Below are 12465 nucleotides of genomic sequence, written 5' to 3'. Positions count from 1 at the left end.
CAATGATGATTTTCTTCTGGCCGTCACGTTCGACGAGGATCAGCGCATGGATGTGCAGCGTCGCACCCTGCTGCTTGAACTCTTCGATTTCCACGGTGATCTGGTACGGCAGCTCGGCGCCGAGCTGGCGCATGATCTTCTCGCGCACCAGTTCGGCGGCGAGGAAACGGCTGCTGCGGTCGGTGATCTGGTCTTCCGGGAAGAAGTGATCGTTCTCCGGCAGATGATCGGCGATGACTTTTTCCAGCGCGTCGAGGTTGTGCCCCTGTTGCGCCGAGATCGGAATGATCTGCGCGTTCGGCAGCTGTTCCTGCAACCACGACAGGTGCGGCATCAGCTCGGCCTTGTCTTCGATGCGGTCGGTCTTGTTCAGCGCAACGATCAGCGGGCCCGTCACGTACTGCACGCGCTCCAGCACCATCTGGTCTTCTTCGGTCCACTTGGTGCGGTCGACCACGAAGATCACCACGTCGACGTCTTTCAACGCGGCCGAAGCAGTCTTGTTCATGTAGCGGTTCAGGGCTTTTTCGCCACCCTTGTGCATCCCGGGGGTGTCGACGTAGATCGCCTGCACGTCGCCCTCGGTCTTGATTCCGAGCATGTTGTGGCGAGTGGTCTGCGGCTTGCGCGAGGTGATTGCGAGCTTCTGGCCGAGGATGTGGTTCAGCAGCGTGGACTTGCCCACGTTGGGACGGCCGACGATGGCAACATAGCCACAGCGCGTTGCGTTTGTATCAGTCATTGCCATTCTCCACACCCAGGGCAATCAGTGCTGCGGCGGCCGCTACCTGTTCGGCAATACGACGGCTCACACCCTGACCCCGGCTTTTTTCATTCAATAGGACAACTTCGCACTCGACGAAGAAGGTACGGCAGTGCGGCTCACCCTGGATATCCACCACTTCATAACGCGGCAGTTCGCAGCCGCGCGATTGCAGGAATTCCTGCAGGCGGGTCTTCGGATCCTTGTTGGTGTCGACCAGCGTCAGGCCTTCGAACTCGCCGGCCAGCCAGGCCAGTACGCGCTCGCGGGCGACTTCCATGCCGGCGTCGAGGTAGATCGCACCGATCAGCGCTTCAAGGGCGTCGGCCAGAATCGACTCGCGACGGAAACCGCCGCTCTTCAACTCGCCGGAACCCAGGCGCAGGTAATCGCCCAGATCGAAACCGCGGGCCAGCACCGCCAGCGTCTCACCTTTTACCAGCCGTGCGCGCAAACGCGACAACTGGCCTTCGCGAGCCAGCGGGAAACGGTCGAACAAGGCTTCGCCGGCAACAAAGTTGAGGATCGCATCGCCGAGGAATTCCAGACGCTCGTTGTTGCGTCCGGCAAAGCTGCGGTGCGTAAGGGCCAGGACCATCAGTTCCTGGTCCTTGAAGGTGTAACCGAGCTGACGCTCGAGACGGCTTAGAGAAACGCTCACGGTTTACCCACGCTGAGTTCGTGGCTGGATTCCACTGCCATCGCCGGGATACGGCGCAGGCCTGGGACAATTAACGCTGTGTTCAAAAATGACGTCCTGAATATCGTGGCTTCATGCCCCGGAGCCGGTTGTGCCGACGCCAGAAATGCATTCGGCGCTGTGGTCAACAGCGCCGTGTTTGTTTACTTGATCAGGCCGACCCGCGAGAAGTTCGGCAGGTGGCTGAGTTTCGGTTCCGGCCAGCTCATCCAGACCGCGAAGGCCTTGCCGACGATGTTCTGGTCGGGAACCATGCCCAGCAGATCCTTGGGAATGTTCGGATCATCCCAGTAGCGACTGTCGTTCGAGTTGTCGCGGTTGTCGCCCATCATGAAGTAGTGCCCGGCCGGCACGGTCCAGGTATGGTCCGGCGTTGCGCGGTAGCGGCTCATTTCCTTGCGGATCAGGTGCTCGGCGACGCCGAGTTTTTCCTTGTAGAGTTCCGCGCTGCCCAGCGTGCCCGGCTCGGAGCCGACCAGTTGCTCGGCAATCGACTCGCCGTTGACGAACAGGCGCTTGTCGGCGGTGTACCGCACGGTGTCGCCCGGCAGGCCGACCACACGCTTGATGTAGTTGACGTTCGGGTCGCTCGGGTAGCGGAACACCATCACATCACCGCGCTGCGGGTCACCGACTTCGATGATCTTCTTGTCGATCACCGGCAAACGGATCCCGTAGGAAAACTTGTTCACCAGAATGAAGTCGCCAACGTCCAGAGTCGGTTTCATCGAGCCGGACGGAATCTGGAACGGTTCCACCAGGAACGAACGCAGCACCAGCACGATGAACAGCACCGGGAAGAACGACTTGCCGTACTCGACCAGCAGCGGTTCCTTGTTCAGCTTCTCGACCACCACCCCATCAGGCTGGCTGACGCTGCCCTGATAGGAGGCGATGGCGGCACGCCGACGCGGTGCCAGGATCAACAGATCGAGCAACGCCAACAGACCGCAGACGAACACGGCAATGACCAGCAACAGCGGGAAATTTAGTGACATAGGACCTGACTATTCCAACCTGAGCACGGCGAGGAAGGCTTCTTGTGGAATTTCCACGTTGCCGACCTGTTTCATGCGTTTCTTACCGGCCTTCTGCTTCTCAAGCAGTTTTTTCTTACGGCTGACGTCGCCGCCGTAGCACTTGGCCAATACGTTCTTTCTGAGTGCCTTGACGGTTGTCCGGGCGACGATCTGACCGCCGATGGCAGCCTGGATGGCCACGTCGAACATCTGACGAGGAATCAGTTCTTTCATCTTCTCGGTCAACTGGCGACCTTTGAAGTGCGAATTGTCACGGTGCACGATCAGCGCCAGAGCGTCGACCTTGTCGCCGTTGATCAGCACGTCCAGTTTCACCAGATTAGCCGATTGGTAACGATCGAAATGGTAGTCCAGCGAAGCATAGCCGCGGCTGGTGGATTTCAGACGATCGAAGAAGTCCAGGACCACTTCGTTCATCGGCAGGTCGTAGGTCACTTGCACCTGATTGCCGAGGAACAGCATGTCGACCTGCACACCGCGTTTCTCGATGCACAGGGTGATGACGTTGCCCAGGTGTTCCTGCGGTACCAGGATGTTGGCGCGCACGATCGGCTCGCGCATGTCTTCGATTGCAGACACGTCCGGTAGCTTCGACGGGTTGTCGACGTAAATCGTTTCACCGGTTTTCAGCACCAGCTCGAAGATTACCGTCGGCGCAGTGGTGATCAGGTCCAGGTCGTATTCGCGCTCCAGGCGCTCCTGGATGATCTCCATGTGCAGCATGCCGAGGAAGCCGCAACGGAAGCCGAAGCCCAGTGCGTCGGAGCTTTCCGGGGTGTATTGCAGCGACGAGTCGTTCAGGGTCAGCTTCTGCAGCGCTTCGCGGAAGTCCTCGAAGTCGTCGGAGCTGACCGGGAACAGACCGGCGTAAACCTGTGGCTGGATGCGTTTGAAACCTGGCAGCACCGGAACGTCCGGAGTGGAGCTCAGGGTCAGGGTGTCACCGACCGGCGCACCGTGAATGTCCTTGATGCTGGCAATGATGAAGCCCACTTCGCCGGCTTTCAGGTCAGCGGTGGCGGTGTGTTTCGGGTTGAACACACCAACGCTGTCGACCAGATGCACCTTGCCGGTGGACTTGACGAGGATCTTGTCGCCCTTCTTCACGCGGCCGTGACGCACGCGCACCAGGGAAACAACGCCCAGGTAGTTGTCGAACCAGGAGTCGATGATCAACGCTTGCAGCGGATCTTCGATGTTGCCGGTCGGCGCAGGAATGGTCGCGACCAGACGCTCGAGCACTTCGTCGACACCCAGGCCGGTCTTGGCGCTGCAGGTGACGGCGTCGGTAGCGTCGATGCCGATGATCTTCTCGATCTCGTCCTTGACGCGGTCAGGCTCGGCCTGTGGCAGGTCGATCTTGTTCAGGACCGGCATGACCTCGAGGCCCTGCTCGATGGCGGTGTAGCAGTTGGCCACGGACTGGGCTTCAACGCCCTGCCCCGCATCGACCACCAGCAACGCACCTTCACAGGCCGCCAGGGAACGGCTGACTTCGTAGGTGAAGTCGACGTGGCCCGGGGTGTCAATGAAGTTCAGCTGGTAGGTGACGCCGTCTTTGGCCTTGTAATAGAGGGTAACGCTGTGGGCCTTGATGGTGATCCCGCGTTCGCGCTCCAGATCCATGGAATCCAGTACCTGGGCTTCCATTTCACGCTCGGCCAGGCCACCGCACATCTGGATGAAACGGTCAGCCAGCGTCGACTTGCCATGGTCAATGTGGGCGATGATGGAGAAATTGCGGATATGACTCAAATCACTCACGGATCAACACTCAAAAAGGCTGCAGGCTTGGCCCGCCGAAAAATAGCCGGGAATTGTACCTGATACACGGCGCAAGCGTCACGTTCGCCTGTCACCCGGATTGCATGCAAAAACGCCCCGGTCTGGTGACCGAGGCGTTTTCAAGGCTAAAGCGTGGGTGAAACCTTGTTCATCAACCGGCTCGACGCAACAGCCAGACACCCGCCAGCGCACACACGCCAGCCGGCACCAGCACCGCGAACAGCGGCGAGAAGCCGAATACCAGACTGGATGGACCCAGCAGATCCTGAACGATGCGGAAGGTGAAGCCCACCAGCACACCGGTGAACACCCGCTGACCGAGGGTCACCGAACGCAGCGGACCGAAGATAAAGGAGATCGCCATCAGCACCAGCGCGGCGGTCACCAGCGGCTGCAACACCTTGACCCAAAATGCCAGCCAGTAACGGCCGTTGCTCAGGCCCTGGTCGGCCAGATAGTGGATGTAACCCCACAGACCGGTGATCGACAGCGATTCCGGCGCCATCACCACGGTGCTCAGCAATTGCGGGCTCAGGGAGACATCCCAGCGCTCGACCGGCGTATTGACCACTTCGGTGCTGCGCTCGTGGAATTTGGTGGTGGTCACGTCGGTCAGCTGCCAGTGATCGGTGTCGAACTCGGCGCGTTTGGCGAAGCTCGAGCTCAGCAGATGACGCTCTTTGTCAAAGTGATAGCGGGTCACGCCGTACAGACGACCATTGGGCTGCACGGAGTTGATGTGAATGAACTCCTCGCCCTGACGGTGCCACATGCCGTGCTTGGCGCTCTGCGCGTCACCGCTGCCTTGCGCCAGCGAACGATTGGCCTGGGCCATGCTTTCGGTGGCCGGTGCCACGTACTCGCCGATCAGCACGCCGGCCAGCATCAGCACCAGCATTGGCTTCATCACCGCCCAGACGATGCGCCCGATGGACACACCGGCAGCGCGCATGACGGTCAGCTCACTGCTGCTCGCCAGACTGCCGAGGCCGATCAGGCAGCCGATCAGCGCCGCCATCGGCAGCATGTCGTACATGCGGCGTGGCGCGGTCAGGAGCACGAAACTCAGGACATCGACCAGGGTGTAGGTGTCACTGACGTCACCCATCTCGTCGATGAAGGCAAACAAAGTGGCCAGGCCGAGAATGATCGCCAGCACCGCGATGATCGCCATGAAAACGCTGCTGCCGATGTAGCGGTCGAGTTTAACCACGGGCCACCTCCAGCGCAGCGCTGCGACGGCTGGCCAGTTTCAGGCGCAGAGGCTCCCAGTACAGCAGGCCGAGACCGATGACCAGGAAAATTGCGTGCACCCACCACAAGCCGAGCGCCGGTGGAATCTTGCCTTTCTCGAGGGCGCCGCGGGCGGCAATCAGGATGGTCAGATAAGCCATATAAAGAAGAATCGCCGGCAGCAGCTTGAGGAAACGCCCCTGACGCGGGTTGACCCGCGACAGCGGCACCGCCATCAGGGTCACGATGAACACCAGCAACGGCAGCGACAGACGCCATTGCAGTTCGGTTTTCGAGCGGATGTCGTCGCTGCCCAGCAAGGACGAGGTCGGCATGGCGTCACGGTCGGTGACTTCTTCGCTGACATCCGGCTTGGGCAGCAGCACGCCGTAGGTTTCGTAGTGGATGGCGCGATAGTTGGCCTGACCCGGGCTGCCGTCGTAGCGGTAGCCGTTGTCGAGAATCAGGTAGCGATTGCCGTCAGGACGCACTTCCTGGCGACCCTTTTCCGCCACCAGCACGGAAATCCCGCGATCTTTCTGGTTGGCGCCGAGGTTCTTCTGCGAGATGAACACGCTGCCAAGGTTGACCCGATCGTCGCTCAGGGTTTCGGTGTAGGTCACCCGCGTACCGTCGCGCAGGGCCTGGAAGCGGCCGGGCTCGAGGGTGTCGAATTCGGTCAGGGCGTCCTGCTTGTTCAGCAGCAGCTGGAACTGGTTGGCGCCTTGCGGGGCCAGGCTCAGGCTCAGCCACGCCACCACCAGTGCCACCAGGGTGGCCGGAAACAGAGTCATGCGAAACAGACGCTGCTGGCTCATGCCGGTGGCCGAGAGCACGGTCATCTCGCTTTCCAGGTACAACCGGCCGTACGCCAGCAGGATCCCGAGAAACAGGCCCAGCGGCAGGATCAGTTGCAGGAAGCCCGGCAGACGGAAGCCCATGATCAGGAAAAGGGATCCCGGATCGAGCTGGCCCGCGGCGGCCTGGGCAAGGTATTTGATGAAGCGACCGCTCATGATGATGACCAGCAGCACGGCGCTTACCGCACTCAGGGTCAACAGGACTTCGCGGGACAGATAACGGAAGACGATCAAACCAGACACTCCAGGGTTGTCAGGCTAAGGCGGCCAAACAAGCAAACGTATCGACGGGCCCGCAAGGCAGAGCCGTCGAAAAAAGATGCGGCATTATCCTGTGATTGAGGGCGCCTGTCACTGCGCACACTCACGCAAGCGTGCAATCCGTTGAAGATCGTACAACCGAGGGTTGTCAGGCGCGGTGAGCGAGGTTCAAACTGCCGCCTCTGTCGCAGGCACTGGCCTGCGCCTCTTCTCTCTATAAGCAGGCGACGGCGGACACGTCGAACGCCTGCGTGTTGACCATTCATTCAGGGATCCGGACATGGAACTGGTTGTAAAAAGCGTTAGCCCAGAAACGTTGAAAACCGCCACCCTGGTGGTTGCCGTCGGCGAAGGCCGCAAACTCGGTGTTGCCGCCAAGCAGGTCGACGAACTGAGCGGTGGCGCCATCAGCGCCGTGCTCAAGCGTGGCGATCTGGCCGGCAAGGTCGGCCAGAGCCTGTTGCTGCACAGCCTGCCGAACCTGAAAGCCGAACGCGTGCTGCTGGTTGGCGTGGGCAAGGATGAAGAACTGGGCGACCGTCCTTTCCGCAAGATCGTCGCCGGCATCCTCAACACCCTCAAAGGCCTGGGCGGCAGCGACGCCGTGCTGGCGCTCGATGAAATCATCGTCAAGAACCGCGACAGCTACGGCAAGACCCGTCTGCTGGCCGAAACCCTGGTCGACGGCGAATACACCTTCGACCAGTTCAAGAGCCAGAAAGCCGAACCGCGCGCGTTGAAGAAAATCACCCTGCTGACCATCAAGGCCGCTCAGGCCGAAGTGCAACGCGCCGTGAACCACGCCACCGCGATCGCCAACGGCATGGCGTTCACCCGTAACCTGGGCAACCTGCCGCCGAACATCTGCCACCCGACTTTCCTCGGCGAGCAAGCCAAGAACCTCGGCAAAGAGTTCAAGGATCTGAAAGTCGAAGTCCTCGACGAGAAGAAGATCAAGTCGCTGGGCATGGGTTCGTTCTACGCCGTCGGCCAGGGCAGCGCCCAACCGCCGCGCCTGATTGTCATGCAATACAACGGCGGCAAGAAATCCGAAAAGCCGTACGCACTGGTTGGTAAAGGCATCACTTTCGACACCGGCGGCATCAGCCTGAAGCCGGGCGCCGGCATGGACGAGATGAAGTACGACATGGGTGGCGCCGCCAGCGTGTTCGGCACCTTGCGCGCCGTGCTGGAACTGAAACTGCCGATCAACCTGGTGTGCATCCTGGCTTGCGCCGAGAACATGCCTAGCGGCAACGCTTCGCGTCCGGGCGACATCGTCACCACCATGAGTGGCCAGACCGTGGAAATCCTCAACACCGACGCCGAAGGCCGTCTGGTGCTGTGCGATGCCCTGACCTACTCCGAGCGCTTCAAGCCGCAAGCGGTAATCGACATCGCCACCCTGACCGGCGCCTGCGTCGTTGCTCTCGGCGCCCACACTTCGGGCCTGCTGGGCAACAACGACGAGTTGATAGAGCAACTGCTGAGCGCTGGCAAGGCTGCCGACGACCGCGCCTGGCAACTGCCGCTGTTCGATGAATACCAGGAGCAACTGGACAGCCCGTTCGCCGACATCGCCAACATCGGCGGTCCGAAGGCCGGCACCATCACCGCTGCCTGCTTCCTGTCGCGCTTCACCAAAAACCTGAACTGGGCGCACCTGGACATCGCAGGCACCGCCTGGACCAGCGGCGGCAAGGACAAGGGCGCAACCGGCCGTCCGGTTCCGCTGCTGACCCAGTACCTGCTGGACCGCGCCAAAGCCTGAAACCGATGACTGCGAGCGGCGCCTCTCTTGAGGGGCGCCGCTCGCAGCTCAGGAACCGCAATGACCAAAGTCGACTTTTATATCCTGCCCAGCGCCGATCCTTCGGCTCGCCTGGATTTTGCCTGCAAGCTCACCGATAAAGCCTGGCGCATGGGCCACCGCATCTACCTGCATTGCAGTGATGCTGCCCAGCGTGATGATCTCGATGCGCGGCTGTGGGCGTTCAAGGGCGAAACCTTCGTGCCTCACGGCCCGGCTGAAAGCGAACCGGAAGGACTGATCGTGTTGGGACTGGGCGAGGACTGTGGCCAGCACACAGACTTGCTGGTCAATCTCGACCTGAAAGTCCCGGCTTTCGCCAACCAATTCGCCCGGGTGGCGGAGGTGGTGGTGGAAGATCCGGCGATCCGCACTGCGGCGCGGGAGAGTTTCCGTTTCTACCGCGAACAGGGCTATCCTCTGCAAGACCACCGTTTACAGCGACTCTGAGTACGCCGATGGACACTCCAAAACCGCTGCAAAAACCCGCGCACCTGCTAGATGACCTCGAGTCGATCCGCCAGTTGCTCGGCGATGACAACCTGCAACCGCCACTGCTGACCGACACGGTCGATGATGGCGAACAGGAACAGATTCCGATGTTGTTCGATTCGGTCGACAACGCACCGCAAGCCGTCGAAGCTGCACCCGCGCCGACGCCAGCCCCGCAGCCTGCCGCTGTGCCTGTGGATAAAGGCCCCGACGCCCTGCTGCACCTGGACAGCGAACTGCGTGCCGCCGCGCAACTGATCATGCAAGACGTGATCGACGATTTCGCGCCGCACATCGAAACCGAAATCAAACGTCGCCTCGAGGCGCGGATGGAACGGCTTCTCGGCCAGTACGAATAATCCCCCGATCTCCTGTGGGAGCTGGCCTGCCAGCGATAGCATCACCGCGCCTTTCCTGAAAAACCGCGGCGCCTGCATCGCTGGCAGGCCAGCTCCCACATTTAAGTCTCCACCCGGCCCGCCCCGCTCGCCCTGCGCCCCATGCCCCGCTATACTTCCCGGCTTTTCCTGAATAAATGCCAATAGGGTCCCGCCGCGCATGGATAAGACCTACCAGCCGCACGCCATTGAAACTTCCTGGTACAACACCTGGGAGTCCGAGAACTACTTCGCCCCGCAAGGCGCGGGCGACTCCTACACCATCATGATCCCGCCGCCGAACGTCACCGGCAGCCTGCACATGGGTCACGGTTTCAACAACGCGATCATGGACGCCCTGATCCGTTTCCGCCGCATGCAGGGTCGCAACACCCTGTGGCAGCCGGGCACCGACCACGCCGGTATCGCCACGCAGATGCTGGTGGAGCGTCAACTCGAAGCCCAGGGCCAGAACCGCCATGATCTGGGCCGGGAAAAATTCCTCGAGAAAGTCTGGGAGTGGAAGGATCAGTCCGGCGGCAACATCAGCCGTCAGATCCGTCGCCTCGGCTCGTCCGTGGACTGGAGCCGCGAGCGCTTCACCATGGATGACGGCCTCTCGGAAGCCGTTAAAGAAGCCTTCGTGCGCCTGCACGAAGACGGTCTGATCTATCGCGGCAAGCGTCTGGTCAACTGGGACACCAAGCTGCACACGGCGATTTCCGACCTCGAAGTGGAAAACCACGACGAGAAAGGTTTCCTGTGGAACCTGAAGTACCCGCTGGCCGACGGCGCGAAAACCGCTGAAGGCAACGATTTCCTGATCGTCGCGACCACCCGTCCGGAAACCATGCTCGGCGACTCCGCCGTCGCGGTGAACCCGAACGACGAGCGCTACAAAGCCCTGATCGGCAAATTTGTCGAGCTGCCGCTGGTCGGCCGCCGCATCCCGATCATCGCCGACGATTACTGCGATCCCGAATTCGGCACCGGCTGCGTGAAAATCACCCCGGCCCACGATTTCAACGACTATGAAGTCGGCAAGCGCCACAACCTGCCGCTGCTGAACATCTTCGACAAGAACGCCAACGTGCTGCCTGCGGCCCAGGTGTTCAACCTCGACGGCACGCTGAACGACAGCATCGACGGCAAGATTCCGGCCGAGTACGCCGGTCTCGAGCGTTTCGAAGCGCGCAAGCAGATCGTGGCCGCGTTCGACGCCGCCGGCCTGCTGGTCAGCGTCGACGATCACAACCTGAAAGTGCCGAAAGGCGACCGCTCCGGCACCGTCATCGAGCCGTGGCTGACCGACCAGTGGTACGTGTCCACCAAGCCGCTGGCCGAGCCTGCGATTGCTGCCGTTGAAGACGGCCGCATCCAGTTCGTGCCGAAGCAGTACGAAAACATGTACTTCTCGTGGATGCGCGACATCCAGGACTGGTGCATCAGCCGTCAGCTGTGGTGGGGCCACCGGATTCCGGCCTGGTACGACGAGTCGGGCAAAGTCTACGTCGGCCGCGACGAAGCGGAAGTGCGCGCCAAGCACAACCTCGGCCCGGACTTTGCGCTGCAACAGGACAACGACGTTCTCGACACCTGGTTCAGTTCGGGTCTGTGGACCTTCTCCACCCTGGGCTGGCCGGAAAAGACCGAATTCCTGAAGAAATTCCACTCCACCGACGTGCTGGTGACGGGCTTCGACATCATTTTCTTCTGGGTTGCCCGGATGATCATGCTGACGATGCATTTGATCAAGAACGAGGACGGCACGCCGCAGGTTCCGTTCAAGACCGTTTATGTGCACGGTCTGGTGCGTGATGGCCAGGGCCAGAAGATGTCCAAGTCCAAGGGCAATGTCCTGGACCCGCTGGACATCATCGACGGTATCGAGCTCGAAACCCTGGTGCAGAAACGCACTTCCGGTCTGATGCAGCCGAAACTGGCGAAGAAGATCGAGAAGCAGACCCGCGACGAGTTCGCCGACGGCATCGCCAGCTACGGCACCGACGCCCTGCGCTTCACTTTCTGCTCGCTGGCGTCTACCGGTCGCGACATCAAGTTCGACATGGGCCGCGTCGAAGGCTATCGCAACTTCTGCAACAAGATCTGGAACGCCGCGCGTTATGTTCTGGACAAGGGCGAAGACTGCGGCCAGAACGGCGAAGCCTACGAGCTGTCGCTGGCGGATCGCTGGATCATCTCGCAACTGCAACGCACCGAAGCCGAAGTGACCCGTCAACTGGATCAGTTCCGTTTCGACCTGGCGGCGCAAGCGCTGTACGAGTTCATCTGGAACCAGTACTGCGACTGGTACCTGGAACTGTCCAAGCCTGTGCTGTGGGACGAAAACGCGCCGGTCGAGCGCCAGCGCGGCACTCGCCGTACGCTGGTTCGCGTACTGGAAGTGGCGCTGCGTCTGGCGCATCCGTTCATGCCATTCATCACTGAAGAAATCTGGCAGCGCATCGCGCCGCTGGCCGGCATTCAGGGCAAGACGATCATGCTGCAAGCGTGGCCGGTGGCCAACGAAGAGCGCATCGATCCGGCGGCCGAAGACGATATCGAATGGCTCAAGGGCCTGATGCTCGGCACACGCAACATCCGTGGCGAAATGAACATCGGCCCGGGCAAACCGCTGCCGATCTACCTGAAGAACGTCACCGCTGAAGACCAGCGCCGCCTGACCGAGAACGAAGCGCTGCTGAAGAAGCTGGCGCGTCTGGAATCGATCACCGTACTGACCGCCGGCGAAGAAGCGCCGTTGTCCGCTACTGCGCTGGTTGGCGAGATGGAAGTGCTGGTGCCGATGGCCGGTCTGATCGACAAGAACGCCGAGCTGGCGCGTCTGGACAAGGAAATCCTGCGTCTGCAGGGCGAAGTCCAGCGCGTTGGCGGCAAGCTGTCCAACGCCGGTTTCGTTGACAAGGCCCCGGCCGAAGTCATCGAGAAGGAACGCGCCAAACTGGCCGAAGCCGAACAGGCTCTGGCCAAGCTGGCCGAGCAGCACGCGCGGATTGCCAGCCTGTAACGGCAAATCGCATTGAAAAAGGGAGGCCCGCAACGGCCTCCCTTTTTTGTGCCCGGCACTTTTCCGGCCAACAACTCGGCTCCCTGTGGGACAATGGCCGCCACTTTCAGCCCTAC

10 protein-coding genes are annotated in these 12465 nt (G+C 61.1%); 4 read left to right on the top strand and 6 right to left on the bottom strand.

Annotated elements, in window-relative coordinates:
• The 6 genes from era to lptF form a co-directional block, all read right to left on the bottom strand.
• The coding region (era, locus tag K5E37_RS07040) for a GTPase Era (RefSeq protein ID WP_221533442.1) at positions 1-742 on the bottom strand (742 nt) is incomplete at its 3' end.
• Positions 735-1424: a ribonuclease III gene (gene rnc, locus K5E37_RS07035; RefSeq protein WP_011332589.1), complete on the bottom strand. Its 690-nt coding sequence runs from the start codon at positions 1422-1424 to the stop codon at positions 735-737. The genes rnc and era, both read right to left, overlap by 8 nt.
• A gap of 182 nt (positions 1425-1606) precedes the next feature.
• A complete protein-coding gene (lepB, locus tag K5E37_RS07030) occupies positions 1607-2461 on the bottom strand; it encodes a signal peptidase I (RefSeq protein ID WP_007957367.1) in 855 nt (284 codons plus the stop codon).
• Positions 2462-2470: 9 nt separating this feature from the next.
• The gene (lepA, locus tag K5E37_RS07025) at positions 2471-4267 is read right to left on the bottom strand and encodes a translation elongation factor 4 (RefSeq protein ID WP_085608162.1); all 1797 of its coding nucleotides are present in this window, start codon (positions 4265-4267) and stop codon (positions 2471-2473) included.
• Positions 4268-4439: 172 nt separating this feature from the next.
• Entirely contained in the window at positions 4440-5501 is a 1062-nt protein-coding gene (gene lptG / locus K5E37_RS07020) for an LPS export ABC transporter permease LptG (protein WP_007957365.1), read from the bottom strand.
• The gene (lptF, locus tag K5E37_RS07015; protein ID WP_064593584.1) at positions 5494-6615 is read right to left on the bottom strand and encodes an LPS export ABC transporter permease LptF; all 1122 of its coding nucleotides are present in this window, start codon (positions 6613-6615) and stop codon (positions 5494-5496) included. The genes lptG and lptF overlap by 8 nt, the downstream gene beginning before the upstream one ends.
• A gap of 307 nt (positions 6616-6922) precedes the next feature.
• Here lptF and K5E37_RS07010 point away from each other — a divergent pair, with 307 nt between their 5' ends.
• From K5E37_RS07010 to K5E37_RS06995, 4 genes are all read left to right on the top strand, one after another.
• Positions 6923-8413, top strand: coding sequence for a leucyl aminopeptidase (locus K5E37_RS07010; RefSeq protein ID WP_085608161.1), 1491 nt, complete (start codon positions 6923-6925; stop codon positions 8411-8413).
• Between the two features lie 60 nt (positions 8414-8473).
• Positions 8474-8902 (top strand): DNA polymerase III subunit chi, encoded by a 429-nt coding sequence (locus K5E37_RS07005; RefSeq protein ID WP_085608160.1) that lies wholly within the window; start codon positions 8474-8476, stop codon positions 8900-8902.
• A gap of 8 nt (positions 8903-8910) precedes the next feature.
• On the top strand, positions 8911-9303 hold the full coding sequence (locus K5E37_RS07000) for a DNA polymerase III subunit chi (protein WP_127796999.1): 393 nt from the start codon (positions 8911-8913) through the stop codon (positions 9301-9303).
• 199 nt (positions 9304-9502) lie between these two features.
• Positions 9503-12349 carry a valine--tRNA ligase gene (locus tag K5E37_RS06995; protein WP_085608158.1) on the top strand — a complete coding sequence of 949 codons (2847 nt, stop codon included), beginning with the start codon at positions 9503-9505 and terminating at the stop codon, positions 12347-12349.
• Positions 12350-12465 lie beyond the last annotated feature (116 nt).

This window comes from Pseudomonas sp. RIT778 (assembly GCF_019718735.1).
Lineage (GTDB): Bacteria > Pseudomonadota > Gammaproteobacteria > Pseudomonadales > Pseudomonadaceae > Aquipseudomonas > Aquipseudomonas aphyarum.
This window is presented reverse-complemented; position numbering and strand designations above follow the sequence as displayed.

Excerpts from the sequence above, each read along its gene's own strand:
- K5E37_RS07010 (WP_085608161.1), top strand. The coding sequence starts at position 6,923 with ATGGAACTGGTTGTAAAAAGCGTTAGCCCAGAAACGTTGAAAACCGCC.
- K5E37_RS06995 (WP_085608158.1), top strand. The coding sequence starts at position 9,503 with ATGGATAAGACCTACCAGCCGCACGCCATTGAAACTTCCTGGTACAAC.
- K5E37_RS07000 (WP_127796999.1), top strand. The coding sequence starts at position 8,911 with ATGGACACTCCAAAACCGCTGCAAAAACCCGCGCACCTGCTAGATGAC.
- lepB (WP_007957367.1), bottom strand. The coding sequence starts at position 2,461 with ATGTCACTAAATTTCCCGCTGTTGCTGGTCATTGCCGTGTTCGTCTGC.
- K5E37_RS07005 (WP_085608160.1), top strand. The coding sequence starts at position 8,474 with ATGACCAAAGTCGACTTTTATATCCTGCCCAGCGCCGATCCTTCGGCT.